We start from the raw sequence: 17,508 nt of genomic DNA, 5'->3' as shown, positions 1-17,508 counted from the left end.
GCGCCGGGAGGGCGCGCCCGTGGACCGCCGGCCGCGAAGGAACCGGTGCCGCCCGGCAGCGACCGCACGGACCGGGCCGCAGGCCCGTCGTCCGCGGCGTGGAAGCCGGCAGGGCGCGCGGCGTCGGCGGAGAGGGCAGGATTCGAACCTGCGTGGGCCGCCGGGGCGGCCCGACCTCGAGACGTGCTCGTCGGTCCCCGATCAACCACTCCGGGCACCTCTCCCCGTGTCCGGCCCCCGGTCTCCCGTGCCGTTCACGGTCACCACCGTGACAGGTCCCGCTGACCCCGCACTGACGCGTCGCTGACGGGGTTCACGCGAGGGGACCTCGCCGCGTGGCAGGGAACCCGCACCGCCCCGGCCGCTTCTTCCCCTCCACGCAGGTCCACGCAGGTCCACGCAGGTCCCATGCCGGGCGTGCGGGTGCGGTGCCGGCTGGCCTGCGTCCATCGGTGATCGCCCCGGTCCGCGTGGTGACGCGCCGCAGGGGCCCGGTCGGCCTGCCGTGCGACCGGGTTCCGAGCGCCGGTCGGGAACCCCCGGCTTCGAACGGGCCGAGCGGCTGGGACGAACGGGCCGGCGGGAGTTCCGAGTCGGTCGGCCGTAGAGTGATCGGTGTGGAACTGACCGTGGTCGACCTGACGCCGGACCAGCCCGCCATGATGTCCGACGTAGCCCCGCTGATCCGTGGTCTGCGGCCGGGTCTGACGGCGCTCGGGTTCCGGGAGTTCGCCGCCGAAGCGCACCTGCAGGGACTGGTGTTCACCGCTGCCTATGACGGTGGCGGGCGCTGCCTCGCGGTTGCCGCGCACCGGGTGCTGGCGACCAGCCGTGGCCGGTTGCTCTTCGTCGACGACCTGGTGACCCGTCCCGAGGCGCGTTCCGGTGGCGTCGGTGCGCGACTGATGGCCGAGTTGGAGGCGCGGGCGCGGGACGCCGGGTGCGTCCGGATCGAGCTCGACTCCGGGGTGTCCAACCACGGTGCGCACCGTTTCTACCACGCTCGACGCATGTCGATCGCGGCGTTGCACTTCGTCCGGGACCTCGTACCGGCCGGCGGTGGCGGCGCGCAGCCGGACCGCGCAACTTGACGTACCAGCGATCGGGGCTTTGACCTGTGCCGGGACGGCTCTGCCACCATTCCCGGCATGGGTGAAACCAGCAGGGCAACCGAGCCGCTTTTCCGGTCCAGCGCCGAGATCCGCATTTCGGCCACGCCACAGGAAATCTATGAGCTGATCAGCTGCCTCCCGCGCAGCGGGGAGTGGAGTCCGGAATGCCAGGGCGGCACCTGGGTCGTCGGCGAGCCGGCCACCGTGGGCGCGGTGTTCCGGGGCGAGAACCTGCGAAGCCCGGATGTCGTGAGCTGGGCGCCGGTGGTCCGCGGGACATGGACCACCTACGCCGAAGTCGTGGCCGCCGAGCCGGGGCGCACCTTCCGCTGGGCGATGCACGACTCCGCAGGGCGGAAGCAGAGCAGTGTCTGGGCCTTCGACATCGAGGCCGCGGCCGGGGGCAGCGTGCTGACCCATCACTTCCGGATGGACACCGCCACCGAAGGCATCCTCGGCATCACCGCGGAAATGGACGAGACGCGGAAGCAGCAGTTCTTCAAGGAGTGGGGCGACAAGGTCGCCGGTGATCTCGCGGCCACTTTGGAACGTGTCAAGGCCGTCATCGAGAAGCAGTGACACGTCCTTTCCGAAACGGCTCACCACGGGTTCCCGTACGACCTTCCACTGTTCCAGGAACGGCATCGCGTAGCGCGGCTGAGAGGGCGGGCAGGTGCTTCTTCAACGCATCGGAAACCAGGGCATTCAACTCGGGAGGCTCTTCGAGCGGGCCGCCGCCCGGCACGGGTCGAACGTACTGATCCTGGACCACGACCTGGACATCGCCCCGCAGCTGGGCCGCCGGGCGACCATCGCGGAAGTGGCCGATCTGGTGGACGACATCGCCGCACGGCTGTGGGCCGCGAAGGTCCGCCCCGGCCGGCGCGTGGTCGTCTTCAAGTCCGACGGCTTCGACATCACCCTGCTGGCCTGCGCGGTGGCCCGTATCGGCGGCGTCCCGGTGCTGCTCTCGCCGAAGCTCGACGGGGAGACCGTAGCCGAGCTGGTGCGCCGGACGGTCAGACCGTTCCTCGTCACCGACCTGGCCAAGGTGGAGAACGAGCTGCCGGCGGCCGTCTTCGACCTCGCCGAGCAGGTGGTACTGACCTCCGGCAGCCACCGCAACGCCGTCGAACTGGGGTCGCTGGCCGGGGCCGGGCGCGTCGCCCCGGTCATCGCGCCCGCCTCCCGGCCCACCCTGATCACCCATACCTCGGGCACGACCGGCCTGCCGAAGCTGGCCGTGCACACCGGCTTCAGCCTCCAGTCGCGTTACCGCCCGCAGGCGTCCGTCCTGCGGCCGTTGATCCGGGGCCGGGAGACCGTCGCGATACACGTTTCCTTCGTGCACTCCCGGCTCATCACCGCGCTCGCCATCGCGCTCCACCGCGGGTTCCCGCTGGTGGTGCTCCGCGAGTCGGACCCGGAGCACATCGGCGACCTGTTCGCCCGGTTGAAGCCGGGCATCCTGGAGGCGCACCCCAACTCCTTCATGGAGTGGGAGGGGCTGGCGGACGATCCACGCGGCCCGATGTCCAACGTCAAGCTCTTCAGCAGCACCTTCGACGCGATCCACCCGCGCACCGTGCACCGGCTGCTGCGGGCCAGCCGGCGCACCTCGCCGCTGTTCGGCCAGCTCTACGGGCAGAGCGAGGTGGGTCCGGCGGTGGTACGCGCCTTCACCAGGCGCCGTACGCTGGAGGACGACGGCCGCTGTGTCGGCATGCCCTTCCCCGGCATGACCGACGTCCGCGTCGTCAGCCGTGACGGGAACCCGCCGTCCGAGCGGAACCCGGGATACATAGAGGTCCGCAGTGACGGACGGATCGTCACCTACCTGGGCGAGCAGGAGCGCTATGACGCCCAGGTGTCCCGGGACGGCTGGTGGCGGATGGGCGATGTCGGCTACCGCACCAAGTGGGGCTGCGTGCACCTGCTGGACCGCGAGGTCGACCTGATCGACGGCTTCGGCAGCACGCTCGCCGCCGAGGACACGCTGTTCGGCACGCTGGAGGAACTGGCCGAGGTCATCATCGTCCCCGGTGCGGACGGCCGGGCCGTGCCGGTGGTGTGCACCAAGGGCGACAAGCCGCTGGACCTGGCGGCCTGGAAGCGCGCGGCGGCCCCCCTGCCGCCGATGGCGGACCCGGTGCAGTGGAGGCTGGGGGACCTGCCGCAGACCGCCACGACCAAGATCAAGCGGCTGGAGCTGGTCAGGTTGCTGGCTGCCCGGGGCCAGGGCGGGTGACCTGGTGCGGTGGCGCAAGGGGCGCTGACGGCGGTGGGGTCACCGGTGAATCCCGGTGACCCCACCGCCGTCGGCATCCGCCCAGCACGTCCGGCCCCTGCCGGAACCACCCGTGGGCGGGCGGGTCAGCCGGTGCCGCCGGGGTGGGCGAGCCCCGCGAGAAGCTCCTCGATCAGTGGTCGGCAGCCGCCGCAGCCGGTCGTGGCCCGGGTCGCGGTGGCGATGGACTCGACCGTCCGTGAGCCGGCCGCGCCGTGCCGGAGGACCTCCTCCCTGGGCACGCCGTTGCACTGGCAGACCAGCGCGTCGGCGGCCAGGCCGGTCGAGGCGCCGGTCCCGGCCGTCCCGGCCAGTTCCGGGAAGAGCAGCAGCCGCCGGTCCTGCGGCACGGCGGCCCGCCGGTCGAAGAGCTGGGTGATGGTGCCGAGGGCGGCACTGCCGCCGACCAGGATCGCACCCGCCACCCGGCCGTCCCGGACGACCACCTTCTGGTAGACGTTCCGGCCGGAGTCGCAGTAACTGAGCACCTCCTCGCCCTCCCCGGAGCCGTCCGCGCCGACCTCGCCCATGGTGGCCAGGTCGATGCCGGTGGTCTTGAGCCGGGTCACGACCCTGCTGCCCCGGAACGGCCTGACGCCGGGGAGGGCGGCGATCGTCCGGGCCGCCACCCGGGCCTGCTCCCAGGCGGGCTGGACCAGGCCGTAGAGCGTCCCGCGGTGCTCGGCGCAGTCCCCGACCGCGAAGATCCGGGGATCGGCGGTGCGCATCAGGTCGTCGACCACGATCCCCCGCTCGACCGGCAGTCCGGCGTCCGCCGCCAGCGTGGTGGCCGGGCGCATACCGCAGGCGACGATCAGCACGTCCCCGGGGATCAGCTGCCCGTCCGAGCACCGCACCCCCTCGAACCGGCCGTCCCCGACCACCGAGGCGACCCGTACCCCGACCCGGACGGCCACCCCCAGCCCGGTCAGGCCGCGCAGCAGGGCCCGGCCGCCGGCGGCGTCCAGCTGGCGGCTCATCAGCCAGGGGTCGGCCTGCAGGATCTCCGCCTCGATGCCCCGCTGCACCAGGCCGCGGGCGGCCTCCAGACCGAGCAGGCCGCCGCCGAGGACCAGCACCCGTGCCGGGCCCCCGCCGGTGCGCCGGGCCACCTCGGCGACCAGCCGGAACACCTCCCGGCAGTCGTCGAGGGTGCGCAGGCCGGTGATCCCGGGCAGCAGCCGTCCGTCGTCGCGGCGCAGTCCCCCGACCGGTGGCAGCAGCGCCGAGCCGCCGGTGGCCAGCACCAGCGCGTCGTAGCCGGTGACACTGGAGTCGGCGGCCGTCACCGTGCACGCCTCGCGGTCGATGCCGGTGACCTCGACACCGGCCCGCACGGTGGCCCCGGGCGCCAGTTCCGGCAGCCGGATGCTCCGCTCGTCGGCCTTTCCGGCCAGCAGGTTGGTCAGCAGCACCCGGTTGTAGGGGGCGTGCGGCTCCGCGCCGAACACCGTGATCCGTACCCCGGGGCTGCTGCTGAGCAGCTCGGCGGCGACCCGGTGGCCGGCCATGCCGTTGCCCACGATCACTACTTGTCGCACGTGACCGGCTCCAATCGGACGGCGGACACCTTGAACTCGGGCATCCGGGACTGTGGATCGAGGGCGGAGCCGACCAGGGTGTTGGCCCGGCCGGGGCCGCTCCAGTGGAACGGCATGAAGACGGTGTCGCGCCGGATGGCCGTGCTCAGCCGGGCCTCGGCCCGGGCGGTCCCGCGCCGGCTCACCACCCGTACCGGCTGCCCCTCCTCGATGCCGAGGCCGGCCGCGAGGTCGGGATGCAGCTCGACGAACGGCCTGGGCGCGCCCGCCAGGAGGGTCGGCACCCGACGGGTCTGGGCACCGCTCTGGTAGTGCTGCATGATCCGGCCGGTGGACAGGTACAGCGGGTACTCCTCGTCGGGCTCCTCCGCCGCGGGACGGTACTCGACCGGGACGAACCGGGCACGGCCGTCCGGGTGGGCGAAGGCGTCCAGGAACATCCGCGGTGTGCCTCCGGCGGCACTGCCGGCGCCGCCCGGGGCCGTGCCCTCCGCGGGCTGCGGGCTCGGCCAGTAAACGCCGTCCTCCTCTTCGATCCGGCGGTAGCTGACGCCCGAGTAGTCCGCGATCCCGCCGCGGCTGGCCCGGCGCAGCTCCTCGAAGACGGCTTCGGGCTCGGCGGGGAAGCGCGCGGCGTGGCCCAGCCGGGCGGCCAGGTCCGCGATCACCTCCAGATCGGTGCGGACGCCGGGCGGCGGAGGCCGCATCCTGCGGCGGCGCAGCACCCGGCCCTCCAGGTTGGTCATCGTGCCGTCCTCCTCGGCCCACTGCGTGGTCGGCAGGACGACGTCGGCGAGTTCGGCGGTCTCACTGCGGACCAGGTCGGAGACGACCAGCAGCTCCAACGAGCGCAGCCGCTCCCCGATGTGCCGGGCGTTGGGGGCGGAGACGGCGGGGTTGCTGCCGAAGACCAGCAGCCCGCGCGGTCCGGCCGGGGTGCCCAGCGAGTCCAGCAGCTCGTACGCGCTGCGCCCGGGGCCGGGCAGGGATGCCTCCGGCACGTCCCAGACCTCGGCGATGTGCCGCCGGGCCGCGGGGTCGTCGATCCGGCGGTAGCCGGGCAGCTGGTCGGCCTTCTGGCCGTGCTCGCGGCCGCCCTGGCCGTTGCCCTGACCGGTCAGGGAGGCGTAGCCGGAGCCGGGGGTGCCGGGCAGGCCGAGGGCCAGGGCCAGGTTGACGAAGGCCGACACGGTGTCGGTGCCCTTGCTGTGCTGCTCCGCGCCCCGTGCGGTGAGCACCATCGCCCGCTCGGCGCCGGCCAGGATCTGGACGGCCCGCCGCTGGTCGGGCAGCGGTACGCCGGTGATCCGCTCCACCCGCTCCGGCCAGTAGTTGGCGACCACCCGGCGGACCTCGTCGAAGCCGGTGGTGCGGCGGGCGATGTACTTCTCGTCGAGGTGCCCGAGCGCGATGGCGATGTGCAGCAGTCCGCACGCGAGGGCCAGGTCGGTGCCGGGGGTCGGCTGGAGGTGCAGGGCGGCCTGTTCGGCGGTGGGGGTACGGCGCGGGTCGACGACGACGAGCGCACCGCCCGCCACCAGGTGCTGGGTGAAGGGGGGCATGGTCTCGGCCGGGTTGGAGCCGACCAGCAGGATTGCGTCGGCCTCGGCGACGTCGGCCAGGGGGAAGGGCATGCCCCGGTCCAGGCCGAAGGCCCGGTTGGCCGCGGCGGCGGCCGATGACATGCAGAACCGGCCGTTGTAGTCGATGTTGGCGGAGCCCAGCGCGACCCGGGCGAACTTGCCCAGGGCGTAGGCCTTCTCGTTGGTCAGACCGCCGCCGCCGAAGACCGCGACGGCGTCCGGGCCGGCCTGCCGCTGGATCTCCCGGATCCGCCGGACGATCAGGTCCATGGCCGCGTCCCAGGAGGCGGGGAGGAGCTCGCCGGCACGGCGGACGAGCGGGGTGCGCAGCCGTTCGGGCGAGTCGAGCAGTTCCACCGAGGTCCAGCCCTTCTGGCAGAGTGCGGCCCGGCCCGGTGGGCCGCCCGGGCGGATGGCCAGCGCCCGGGGCCGGACGGTGGTCCTGCCGTCCGGTCCGGGTTCCAGCCACATGCCGCACTGCAGCGCGCAGTACGGGCAGTGCGTCGCGGTGGGCGGCGTCTGCGGTGCCGGCCCGGGTCCGAACGCCCCCGGTCCGGGCTCAGACACGGAGGTCCACCCGGGCCGGCACCGAGCGGGTGGCTGCGCCGCGCCGCAGGTAGCGGAGCCAGGTCAGACCCAGGCAGCCCAGGTAGAAGCCGGCGAAGACGAGCAGCGCGCCCCCGGTGGTCCCGGTGGCCGCGACCGATGTGCCGAAGGCCCGGTTGACCACGAAACCACCAAGAGCGCCGATCGCCGAGGTGATGCCCAGTGCCGCGGCGCTGTCGCGCCGGCCCCGGGCGGCCGCGGCCTGTTCGCCGGCAGGGTCCGGTGGCTGCCGGAGCCGGGCCGAGCGGGCGGCGAAGACAGCCGGGATCATTCGGTAGATGGACCCGTTTCCGATGCCCGCGGTGACGAACAGCAGCAGGAACGAGCCGAGGAAGAGCGGGTAGCCGTGGACCCGCAGCGAGACCACGACACCGAGCGCGCCCACTGCCATCACGGCGAAGTTCCACAGCGTCACCCGGGCGCCGCCCCAGCGGTCGGCCAGCCGGCCGCCGACCGGCCGGGCACAGGATCCGATCAGGGCGCCGAGGAGGACGACCCTGGCGAGGCCCGCCTCCGGGAACTCCACCTCGATCAGCAGCGGCAGCGCGGTCGCGTAGCCGATGAAGGAACCGAAGGTGCCCACGTAGAGCACCGACAGGATCCAGGTGTCGGTGCTGCCCGCGACCCGCAGCTGGTCCGCCGCGGTGGAGCTGGCACCGCGCAGGTTGTCCATGCCCCGGAACGCCCCGTACGCCGCGAGCAGGATCAGCGGCAGCCACACCAGGCCGGCCGCGGCGAGGCCGAAGCCGGTGATGACCCAGGGCACGACCACCTGGACCGAGCTGACGCCGATGTTCCCGCCGGCCGCGTTGAGGCCGAGTGCGGCGCCCTGTCTCGACCTCGGGTAGAAGTGGGTGATGTTGGCCATGCTGGAGGCGAAGTTGCCTCCGCCGACCCCGGCGGTCGCGGCGGCCAGCAGGAACACCCAGTACGGCGTGTCGGGGTCGTGGACGGTGATGCCGAGCAGGCCGGCCGGGATGATCAGCAGCAGGGTGCTGGCCACGGTCCAGTTGCGGCCGCCGAACCGGGCCGGCGCGAAGGTGTACGGCACCCGCAGCAGGGCGCCGACCAGATTGGGCAGGGCGACCAGCCAGAACAACTGGTCGGTGGAGAAGGCGTGGTCGCCGAGTTCGACCGCGACCACGCTCCACAGCGTCCAGACGGTGAAACCCAGGTGCTCGGAGAGGATCGACCAGATCAGGTTCCGGCGGGCGATGCGGCGGCCCGGACCGTTCCAGAACCGCGGGTCGTCAGGGCGCCAATCGTCGATCCATCGGCCGTCGGCCGGACGGGCCGGACGGTAGGTGCTGGCGGTCATGTGTCCTCTCCTGTGCGATGCGCGCCCCTGTGGAAGACGGCGCCGATCGGAGCTGGGAGCGCGGGGCGATGCGCTGCGGGCGTGCCCGCGTTCGGGGTGCTTCGGCACCCGCCGGCGGACATGCGCCCGCGGCGGGCCGTCCGGAAGGGCCCGTGGAGGAGCCGCGCCCCTTGCGGACGGGGTGGGCTGCCCGCGGCCGGGGCCTGCCTCCTCAAGGCCTCGGTACCACCCGCCGCGTCCGGGGCGAAGTCGAAGGGACATGCCGCGGGGCCACCGGACGGAACGTCGAAGGAACGTCGAAGGAACGTCGAAGGAAAAGGCGTCGGGAACGCCGCGGGGAACGCGGCCTCGGCGCGGCCAAGCCTCCCGCGGGCGGGAGGGGCCGGGCAATACGTCCCGCCCGACCTTGTCAAGTGACCGCACCGGGGCCTGGACGGCACCGGGCACGACGGTGTCCGGCGGCCGGACGGGGCCGGTGAACGGGTTGCCGGGACCGAGTTGACACAGTGCGGTGTTCTCCGTTGGCGTCATCGAACCGCCGCCGGAGGATGGGACGGCGAAATTCCTTCGACCACCGACCGGGGACCTGCCGCGCGGAGTCGGGTGACCCGTGCGACTGCTCGGCATGCGGTGGTGCGCCGGTTTGCGCCGGACGCCCGAGCGCCAGGTCGCCGACCGCTGCTCCTCGGGCCCGACCTCGTGGGCCGCGATGCGCCCGGCATCCGACCGGCCGGAGGGATCCCCGGGCGGCCGAGGACCGGGCACACGGCGTTCCGAGACCTACCGAACGGGAAGAGACGCATGTTCTTGCAACGGCTCGGCAACAAGGGCATCCAGCTGGGTACGGTCTTCGACCGGGCGGCCGCACGCCACCCGGCGAGCCCCGTCTACCTGGACCACGATCTCGACATCGCGCCCGAGCTGGGCCGCCGGGTGACCCTGACGGAGATCGCCGAACTGGTCGACGACTTCGCCTCCCGGCTCTGGGCGGCACAGGTGCGGCCCGGCGAACGCGTGGTCATCCACAAGTCGGACAGCTTCGACATCTCCCTGCTCGCCTACAGCGTCGCGCGCGTCGGCGGGGTGCCGGTGCTGCTCTCGCCGAAGCTGGACGGCGCCACCGTCACCCGGCTGCTCCAGCGGCTGGGACGCCCCACGCTCGTCACCGACCAGGTGAAACTGGAGCAGGAACTCCCCCCCGAGGTGTTCGGGTCGACCGAACGGGTGCTGGTGGCGGTCGGCGGTTTCCCGGGCGGGACGTCCCTCGCGTCCCTGGCGGGGGCCGAACGCGTGCCTCCGGTGACCATGCCGCAGGACCTGCCCGCGCTCATCACCCACACGTCGGGAACCACCGGCCTGCCGAAGCTCGCGGTCCAGACCGGGATCACGATCCAGGCCCGTTGCCGCCCGCAGTCGGTGCTCCTGGCCCCGGTGGGACGGCGTGAACCCGTCGCCGTCCACGTCTCGTTCGCACACTCCCGGATGATCAGTGGAACGGCGCTGTTCGCCCTGCGCGGCCATCCGCTCATCGTGATGCGGGACGACGACGCGGCTCGTGCGGCCGAGCTGTTCGCCCGGGTTCCCCCGGGCGTGATCGAGTCCCACCCCAACACGCTGCTGCACTGGGAGACGCTGGCGGACCATCCGGCCGAGCCGCTCGCGAAGGTCAGGTGCTTCAGCAACACCTTCGACGCCATCCACCCCCGTACCGTGGACACCCTGCTGGGGGCGTCGAGGCGGACCATGCCGTTCTTCGCGCAGACGTACGGGCAGAGCGAGACCGGTGCCATCGCCGCCCGTACCTACACCCGGCGCCACCGGGCCGGCGCCGACGGCAGGTGCGTGGGCCGGACCTTCCCCGGGATGACCGAGGTACGGGTGGTGAGCCGGGACGGACTGCCGCCGACCAAGAGCTCGCCGGGCCACATCGAGGTGCGCAGCGGCGGGCAGATCGTCACGTACTTCGGCGAGCAGGAGCGGTTCGACGACCAGTTCTCCCCGGACGGCTGGTGGCGGATGGGCGACCTCGGCTACCGCACCAAGTGGGGCTGCCTGCACCTGCTGGATCGGGAGGTCGACGAGATCCCGGGCATCAGCAGCACCCTGGAGATCGAGGACAAGCTCTTCACCAGGCTCCCGGAGCTGCTCGAGGTCATCATCGTCCCCGGTGGGAGCGGTGCCCCGATACCCGTGGTGTGCCTGCGCGAGGACCGGCCGCTGGACCCAGCCCGGTGGCGTGCGGCGGTCGCCGGTCTGCCGGCGCTGGCGGAACCGGTGCAGCGCCGGCTGGACGAACTGCCGCACACCGCCACCACCAAGGTCAAGAGGCTGGAGCTGTCCCGGCAGCTGGCGGGCCCGCAGGACGACCCGCCGGCGCGGTGAGGTGAGCCGGACGCGGCTGCCCCCCGCGGGGTCCTCCCCGCGGGGGCAGCCGCGTCCTTCTTGGACGGGGACCCCCGGGGGTCCTTGTGCACGGGCCGGGTGAGGCCCCCGGGCTCCTCCGGAGCCCACGGCCACCGGCCGGCCGGCGTCACCGCCCGGCGGGCGGGAGAGGGCGGCACCGGCCGGGCCGAAGCCCGCCCGGTGCCCGGGGACGAGGTCCCTCACCCGGCCGACACCGCGGTCGCGTGCAGTACCTCGGTGATCAGACCGGCGACGATCCGGGGACCGTCCTGGGTCAGCACCGACTCGGCGTGGAACTGCATCGAGGCGAAGTGCGGGCCACGCAGCGCGTGCACCTCACCGCTCTCCGGGTCGCGGCTCACCTCGATCACCCCCACCCGCCCGGCCTCGGCCTCCTCCCGCGCGCTGTGGGCGGCGAAGGTGTTGTAGAAGCCGACCCGCTCGCGGGAGCCGAACAGGTCGATCTCCCGCTGGACGCCCTGGTTCGGGACGTCGCGGCGGACGAGTTCGAAGCCGAGCAGACTGCTCAGCACCTGGTGGCTCAGGCAGACCGCGAGGAACGGCCGCCGTTGGTCGAGCAGCTCCAGCACCGCGGACCGCAGATGGGCGATCTTGGGGTGGTCGGTCGCCCGCGGGTCACCCGGTCCGGGACCCGCGATCACCAGGTCGTACCCGTCGAAGGAGTAGTGCTCGTCGAACCGGCGCACCGCCACCTCCAGTCCGAGCGACCGCAGTTGGTGTTCGATCATCGAGGTGAAGGTGTCCTCGGCGTCGATCACCAGCACCCGGCGCCCGGCGAGTTGCTCCGGGTGCGGGCTCCCGGACCCGCCCTCGGCGAGCCAGAAGTCCGCGATGGACCGGTTGCGCCGCTCCAGGGCGGCACGCACGCTCGGGTGGTCGGCGAAGCTCCGCGGCCCGTCGGCCTCCAGTGCCGCCAGCAGGCCGGCCGCCTTGGCCCGGGTCTCGGCGACCTCGCAGGCCGGGTCGGAGTGACGGACCAGCGTGGCGCCGACACCGATGGAGAGCCGGCCGGAGCGGTCGATGTCCGCGGTGCGGATCAGGATCGAGGAGTCCAGGGTGCGAGCACCCCGCCCGTCCCGCCCGATCAGAGCGACCACGCCGCTGTAGTAGCCGCGGCCGGCGGGCTCGTACCGGCCGATGACCCGGGCGGCGCTCTCCAGCGGACTGCCGGTGACGGTGGGCGCGAACATCGTCTCGCGCAGGATCTCGCGCGGGTCGCGGTCGCTGCGGCCCTCGATGAAGTACTCGGTGTGCGCCAGCCGGGCCATCTCCTTGAGGTACGGTCCGACCACCCGGCCACCGGAGTCGCAGATCCGGGCCATCATCTTGAGCTCTTCGTCGACCACCATGTAGAGCTCGTCGGTCTCCTTGCGGTCGGCGAGGAAGTCCATCACCTCGGGCAGTGTCGGCCCGGAGGCCGGGTAGCGGTAGGTGCCGCTGATCGGGTTCATCACCGCGACGCCGTCGCTGAGGCTGATGTGCCGCTCCGGAGTGGCGCCGACGAAGGTCCGCTCGCCGGTGTGCACCACGAACGTCCAGTAGGCGCCCGTCTCGCGCTCCACCAGACGGCGGAAGAAGGTCAGCGCGGCGGCCGGCGTGTAGCCGGTGATGTCGGCGACGAAGGACCGCTTGATGACGAAGTTCGCCCCCTCGCCCCGGCCGATCTCGTCGGCGATCACCCGGCGGACGATGTCGGCGTACTCGTCGTCGTCGATGTCGAAGTGACCGCCGGCCAGCACGATGGGCGTGTCCGGGATCCGCGCCAGTGCCTCGGCGAGTTCCACGGTGGCCTGCTCGGTCACGGTGATGGCGATCAGCGGGGAGCCGTCGTCGGTGGACTCGAAGCCACGCTCGGCGATCTGCCGGTAGGGGACGACCGCCAGCACCTCGTGGCGGGCGCCGTCCTGCGTCGATCCGGTCGGCCCACCCGGCCCGGTCAGCGGAATCCGATCCAGCGTGGCCGGTGTCGTGACCTCGCCGAGCAGTACCTCCAGCGTTCCCCGGCCGGTCGTCTCGGGCCGGTACAGCAGGGCGAAGGCGGGCGGCGGCTGCGGCGCGAGCACCCGCTGCAGGATGTCCGGCCGTACGGTGTCCGGTCTCATGCGAGGACCCCCTTGGCGGTGACCACCATCGCGCAGCGCCTGGCGGCGTACTCCAGGGCGAGCCGGTGGTCGCCGGCGGAGAAGTCGGCCACCGCGTCGGCGACCAGGAACGGCTGGATGTCGTGGGTGAACGCCTCGACGGCGGTCATCAGCACCCCGACGTGCGCGTACACGCCGCAGATGACGAGCTGGTCGCGACCGGCGGCACGCATCCGGTCCAGCAGGCCGGAGTTGAAGAAGGCGCTGTAGCGCCACTTGGTGAACGTCCAGTCCTCCGGCGTCGGTGCGAGCGGCTCGACGACCTCGCGGTCGACCGGGTCCACCCGCATGCCCGGGCCCCAGAAGTCCATCAGCAGACCGCGCTGCTCCGTGGTCATCCCACCCGGCTGGGCCGTGTAGGCGACCGGTACGCCCAGCGCCGCGGCCCGCTCGCGCAGCATGGCGGCGTTGTGCACCAGTTCACCGCCCGGGGACTGCGAGGGGGGAAGGGCTTCAGGAAGTAGCGCTGCATGTCGTGGACGAGCAGCACCGCACGGTCCGGGTCCACGGTCCACTTCGCGGTGTTGCCGGGCAGGTCGCCCGCTGTCGGCATCGCATAGGGCTCGATGGTCGGTAACCCTGCCATGGCGTCTGTCTCCTCTTCTGTACACGTACGGGGGCGCGGGTGGCCGGGGGCGGCCCCCACCGGGAGCCGGTGGGGGCCGCCGGGCGGGTCGTTCAGGCACCGAGTCCGGCACCGCCGTCGACGGTGAGGTCGTGCAGGGTGATGTGGCCGGCCTGGTCGGAGAGGAGGAAGACCACCGCGGCGGCGATGTCCGAGGGCCGCGCCAGCTTGCCCAGCGGAATGCCCACCCGGTACGCCTCCGGCCGGCCCTCGATGGTGCCCTTCGGGCCCGACTCGTCGTGCCACATCGAGCTGAGCATCGGGGTGTCGGTCGAGCCCGGTGCCACCAGGTTGCAGCGGATGCCGTACTTGGCGACCTCCAGTCCCAGGCTCTTGGTGAACATCGTCGCGGCCGCCTTGGAGGCGGCGTACGCGGCCATCTCGGCGCGCGGCGTGCTCGCGGCGTTGGAGGCGACGGTGACGAGGGCGCCGCGGCGGCGCGGGAGCATCCGTGCGACCACCGCGCGGGACACGTGGAACACGCCGTTCACGTTGACCGCGAAGGTGGCCCGCCAGTCCTCGTCCGTGAGGTCCCTGACCTCGCCCAGGCGCAGCACGCCCGCGGCGTTGACCAGGTGGTCCACCGGGCCCAGGTCCCGCTCCACCGTGTCGACCAGCGCATCGACCGCGGCGCTGTCGGTGACGTCCACCGCGAATGCCTCGACCCGCAGGTCGTCCTCCGCCACCAGCTTGGCGACGGTCTCCCGCAGCGCATCGGCGTTCCGGTCGACGGCGGCCACGACCGCGCCGCGTTCGGCCAGGGCCCGGACGACGGCCGCGCCGATGCCCCCCGCCGCTCCGGTGACCAGGGCGACATTGTTCAACATGTCTCGGACCTCCCTGCCGGCCGGCCCGGTGCCGGGCCGGCCGTTGTCGGTTGGGTTCGTTCACGGGCCCGCCGTCAGCCCCGCCAGGCGGAGACCACGGACACGGCCTGGCCGGGGTTGAGCCGCGGATCGCAGAAACTGGTGTACTTGTCGCCGACGCTGCCCTCCTCGGACCCGTTGAGGACGCACTCGGTGACGTCGTCGGGGGTGGTCTCCAGGTGCAGCCCGCCGGCCACGCCGCCGGCGGACCGAACCGCCGACTGGAAGTCCTGGACCTCACGCACGACGGTGTCCACGAAGCGCGTCTTGAGGCCACCGGGCGTGGTGACGGTGTTGCCGTGCATCGGGTCGGTGAGCCAGATGACCGGATGTCCGGCGGCCCTGACGGCCCTGACCAGAGGGGGCAACCGGTCGGCGACCGAGCCGGCGCCCATCCGGGCGATGAGCGTGAGCCGGCCCGGGTCGCGCTCGGGGTCGAGCAGCGCGCACAGCGCCAGCAGTTCCTCCACCAGCGTGCCGGGGCCCACCTTGCACGCCACCGGGTTGACGACACCGGCGAGCATCGCGACGTGGGCGCCGTCCACCCCGCGGGTCCGTTCGCCGATCCACGGCCAGTGGGTCGAGGTGAGCAGCAGCCGTCCGTCGTCGCCCTGACGGATCATCGGCAGTTCGTAGTCCAGCAGCAGCGCCTCGTGGCTGCTCCACACCGGCGGGCAGATGGTCGAGCGTCCGCCCGGGTTCAGCCAGCCCAGGTGGGTCATGGCCTTGCTCGCGGCCTCGTAGCAGGAGAGCAGCCGCCGCGGGTCGGGCCGCCGCAGCTTCGGGTCGGGCTCCGGGCTGTTGACCATGTGCCCGCGGTAGACGGGGAGTTCGATGCCGCCGACCCGCTCGGTCGGGCAGGAGCGGGGCTTGGCGAACTGGCCCGCCATCCGGCCGACCCGGACCACCGGCTGGTGGGTGGCCATCTTCACGATGCCCGCCAGGACGTCGAGCAGGCCGCTCTTGCGGGCGACGTAGCCGGCCGAGCACTCCACCGGGTCCTCCGCGCAGTCGCCCGTCTGCACCACCTGTGACGTGCCGGCCGCCACCTCGGCGAGCAGGGAGCGCAATCGGCGCACGTCCACGGCGTTCACCAGGGGCGGTCTTTCGGTCAACTCCTTCCTGACGTCGAGCATGCGTTCGTCGTCGGCCCAGTCGGGCTGCTGCAGAGCCGGTTTGGACCGGACAGCGGTCAGTGCGGTGACCATGAGCGTCTCCCAGAGCGAAAGTGCGGTGGGCGCGGTGACCCCCGCGGTGCCTCGCGAGAAGGTGCCCGGCGAAAGCTGCGCCCGGCACGGATGTGAAGGCGGCTGCGGTGCGGTGCGAAGGGTGCGGCTGCTGCCCGGCCGATGGCGGGAGCGGGCCGGACCGTGGTGCTCAGGCCACCTGTGGCCCCCGTGCGTGGTGCCGTGCGTTGCCGGTGGGGCCCGGGCGGGCGGCGACGGCATCGGTCATGGCCGGAATGCTCCCTCGACTGGCGGGAAAGGGCCTGGGACCGGCGACGATCTGCGGGTTGCCGGACGGCTGTGGTTCGTCCTGATCGTGGGACACGGCGGTCGGTGCCGCCAACGGCTCCCACCGCACTTCGTCAGGTGGCGGGTACTCCATCAGGTCCGGCGCGGCGGGCACGGGCCCGGGTGGCACGGCTGGCGGCGAGCGGGAGGGGACGGGCCGGAGGACGGGCCGGACCGACGGCCGGCCGCGGGAGGGTGCCGCCCCCGCCCAGAACCCGGCGGGGCGGCCCGTGGGTGGTGCTGCGCGCTTCGGCGGATCAGGAAGTCGTGACGGCCCCCGCGGTACGGCTCCGGTGCACGGCCGTCCCGGGCACCGCGCAGCGCGGCCGACCCCTGACGGCCCGGGCGCACCCCGGCACCGGCGGTCCTCCGTGCTCCAGCACCTCGTGGCAGGTGCCGGGGCCGGCGGCCCGGGCCGGATCACCCGGCCCGGGGGAGAGCACCACGTCGTCGGGCCCCGACAGGTGTCTCGGCCGCCACCGGGGGCGTCGTCGGCCACCGCTTCGGGCTCCCGGCCGTTGACCCCGGACAGGCGGTGCGCACCGCACCCTCCGGCCGCGTGCCGGCGCCCGGGTCGTCCGACCCCCCTGACGCCCGCTCAGGTCACCGTCCTCACCTCCATCAGCATGTGCTCCACCTCGTGCTCCCCCTCACGGAACACGGCACTGCGCAGCACCTCGAGCGCGCGGCCGCACTCGTCGGCGATCCGGAGCAGGCCGGCCAGATCGCCCCGCCCGCTGAAATGCAGCAGTACGGATCCACCCGGGGCCAGCCAGCGCGGCGCCTCGGCCAGGAACCGGCGGTGCGTCGCGTATCCCGGGTCCACGTAGCCGCGTTCCAGCACGGTCCGGTACTCGTACTCCGCAGGTGCCAGGACGTAGTTGGAGTGCCAGAAGACCGTCTCGAAGCGCTCGTCCGCCGCCAGGCCGGCGAACAGGTCGCTGCGCACACTCCTGACCCGTTCCCGGACGCCGTGCCGCTCGGCGTTGATCGCCGTGTTGCGGACCGCGGCCTCGTTGATGTCCACGGCCACCACGCGGTCGCAGCCGCTCAGGGCGCTCGCCACGGCGATCACCCCGCTTCCGCAGCCGATCTCGAGGAACGAGCCGGTCCGCGGTCTCGCCGCCGGGTCCGCGAGGCCCATCAGCCGCATGGAGAACTCCGTGGTCGGGGAGTACACCGGTGCGAACACCCCCCGAAGGAGATCCCACTCCCGGCCGCACAGGGTGAAGGTGGCCGGCCAGTCCTCGCGGGCCAGCGCCTGCCGGCTCCGCTCCAAGGACCGACGGTAGTCCTGAATGACGTTCATTCCGTTCCCCCTGCGGCCGAACCGTTCCTCCGGCGCCGCGGTCGCGCCGGTCCCCGACCGAATTCTGCCCGTACCGCGACTCCTGCGGAAGGCGCCCCGGCAACACGTCGAACCACCGGCCGCGGCGCCCCCACTACCGTCCAGCCACTGGACATGTCCAACGATTCGTTGACGCCCGACGC

11 protein-coding genes and 2 pseudogenes are annotated in these 17,508 nt (G+C 73.1%); 4 read left to right on the top strand and 9 right to left on the bottom strand.

Annotation, left to right across the window (positions count from 1 at the left end):
- Positions 1-127 precede the first annotated feature (127 nt).
- Positions 128-224: pseudogene (locus QQY24_RS07250) on the bottom strand.
- A 393-nt stretch (positions 225-617) separates the two neighbouring features.
- On the opposite strand from QQY24_RS07250, the gene QQY24_RS07245 reads away from it, so the two are divergent.
- The 3 genes from QQY24_RS07245 to QQY24_RS07235 all read left to right on the top strand — a co-directional run bounded on the left by QQY24_RS07245 (position 618) and on the right by QQY24_RS07235 (position 3,360).
- Positions 618-1,091 carry a GNAT family N-acetyltransferase gene (locus QQY24_RS07245; protein ID WP_301971851.1) on the top strand — a complete coding sequence of 158 codons (474 nt, stop codon included), beginning with the start codon at positions 618-620 and terminating at the stop codon, positions 1,089-1,091.
- 57 nt (positions 1,092-1,148) lie between these two features.
- Positions 1,149-1,691 (top strand): SRPBCC family protein, encoded by a 543-nt coding sequence (locus QQY24_RS07240; RefSeq protein ID WP_301971850.1) that lies wholly within the window; start codon positions 1,149-1,151, stop codon positions 1,689-1,691.
- 94 nt (positions 1,692-1,785) lie between these two features.
- Positions 1,786-3,360 (top strand): class I adenylate-forming enzyme family protein, encoded by a 1,575-nt coding sequence (locus QQY24_RS07235; RefSeq protein ID WP_301971848.1) that lies wholly within the window; start codon positions 1,786-1,788, stop codon positions 3,358-3,360.
- Positions 3,361-3,485: 125 nt separating this feature from the next.
- On the opposite strand, the gene QQY24_RS07230 is transcribed toward QQY24_RS07235, so the two are convergent.
- The 3 genes from QQY24_RS07230 to QQY24_RS07220 form a co-directional block, all read right to left on the bottom strand.
- On the bottom strand, positions 3,486-4,940 hold the full coding sequence (locus QQY24_RS07230; protein ID WP_301971847.1) for an FAD-dependent oxidoreductase: 1,455 nt from the start codon (positions 4,938-4,940) through the stop codon (positions 3,486-3,488).
- The gene (locus QQY24_RS07225; protein ID WP_367658043.1) at positions 4,928-6,994 is read right to left on the bottom strand and encodes a molybdopterin oxidoreductase family protein; all 2,067 of its coding nucleotides are present in this window, start codon (positions 6,992-6,994) and stop codon (positions 4,928-4,930) included. The genes QQY24_RS07230 and QQY24_RS07225 overlap by 13 nt, the downstream gene beginning before the upstream one ends.
- Positions 6,995-7,082: 88 nt before the next feature.
- Positions 7,083-8,447, bottom strand: a complete 1,365-nt coding sequence (locus tag QQY24_RS07220; RefSeq protein ID WP_301971845.1) for an MFS transporter — start codon at positions 8,445-8,447, stop codon at positions 7,083-7,085.
- A gap of 801 nt (positions 8,448-9,248) precedes the next feature.
- Between QQY24_RS07220 and QQY24_RS07215 the strand changes: the two genes are divergently transcribed.
- Positions 9,249-10,829 carry a class I adenylate-forming enzyme family protein gene (locus QQY24_RS07215; protein WP_301971844.1) on the top strand — a complete coding sequence of 527 codons (1,581 nt, stop codon included), beginning with the start codon at positions 9,249-9,251 and terminating at the stop codon, positions 10,827-10,829.
- Positions 10,830-11,050: 221 nt separating this feature from the next.
- Here the strand turns inward: QQY24_RS07215 and QQY24_RS07210 are convergent, their stop codons facing one another.
- The 5 genes and pseudogenes from QQY24_RS07210 to QQY24_RS07190 form a co-directional block, all read right to left on the bottom strand.
- The gene (locus tag QQY24_RS07210) at positions 11,051-12,973 is read right to left on the bottom strand and encodes an anthranilate synthase family protein (RefSeq protein WP_301971843.1); all 1,923 of its coding nucleotides are present in this window, start codon (positions 12,971-12,973) and stop codon (positions 11,051-11,053) included.
- Positions 12,970-13,598, bottom strand: a pseudogene (locus QQY24_RS07205) (isochorismatase family protein). The gene QQY24_RS07210 and the pseudogene QQY24_RS07205 overlap by 4 nt, the downstream one beginning before the upstream one ends.
- 92 nt (positions 13,599-13,690) lie before the next feature.
- On the bottom strand, positions 13,691-14,464 hold the full coding sequence (locus tag QQY24_RS07200; protein WP_301971842.1) for a 2,3-dihydro-2,3-dihydroxybenzoate dehydrogenase: 774 nt from the start codon (positions 14,462-14,464) through the stop codon (positions 13,691-13,693).
- A 74-nt stretch (positions 14,465-14,538) separates the two neighbouring features.
- Positions 14,539-15,711, bottom strand: coding sequence for a 3-deoxy-7-phosphoheptulonate synthase (locus QQY24_RS07195; protein ID WP_301971841.1), 1,173 nt, complete (start codon positions 15,709-15,711; stop codon positions 14,539-14,541).
- A gap of 904 nt (positions 15,712-16,615) precedes the next feature.
- Positions 16,616-17,326 carry a 50S ribosomal protein L11 methyltransferase gene (locus QQY24_RS07190; protein WP_301971840.1) on the bottom strand — a complete coding sequence of 237 codons (711 nt, stop codon included), beginning with the start codon at positions 17,324-17,326 and terminating at the stop codon, positions 16,616-16,618.
- Positions 17,327-17,508 lie beyond the last annotated feature (182 nt).

The organism is Streptomyces sp. TG1A-8 (assembly GCF_030499535.1).
Taxonomy (GTDB): Bacteria; Actinomycetota; Actinomycetes; order Streptomycetales; family Streptomycetaceae; genus Streptomyces.
This window is presented reverse-complemented; position numbering and strand designations above follow the sequence as displayed.

Bases quoted from the DNA above. Each gene is read 5' to 3' on its own strand.
- QQY24_RS07240 (WP_301971850.1), top strand. From the start codon at position 1,149: ATGGGTGAAACCAGCAGGGCAACCGAGCCGCTTTTCCGGTCCAGCGCC.
- QQY24_RS07220 (WP_301971845.1), bottom strand. From the start codon at position 8,447: ATGACCGCCAGCACCTACCGTCCGGCCCGTCCGGCCGACGGCCGATGG.
- QQY24_RS07190 (WP_301971840.1), bottom strand. From the start codon at position 17,326: ATGAACGTCATTCAGGACTACCGTCGGTCCTTGGAGCGGAGCCGGCAG.
- QQY24_RS07200 (WP_301971842.1), bottom strand. From the start codon at position 14,464: ATGTTGAACAATGTCGCCCTGGTCACCGGAGCGGCGGGGGGCATCGGC.
- QQY24_RS07210 (WP_301971843.1), bottom strand. From the start codon at position 12,973: ATGAGACCGGACACCGTACGGCCGGACATCCTGCAGCGGGTGCTCGCG.
- QQY24_RS07195 (WP_301971841.1), bottom strand. From the start codon at position 15,711: ATGGTCACCGCACTGACCGCTGTCCGGTCCAAACCGGCTCTGCAGCAG.
- QQY24_RS07215 (WP_301971844.1), top strand. From the start codon at position 9,249: ATGTTCTTGCAACGGCTCGGCAACAAGGGCATCCAGCTGGGTACGGTC.
- QQY24_RS07225 (WP_367658043.1), bottom strand. From the start codon at position 6,994: ATGTGGCTGGAACCCGGACCGGACGGCAGGACCACCGTCCGGCCCCGG.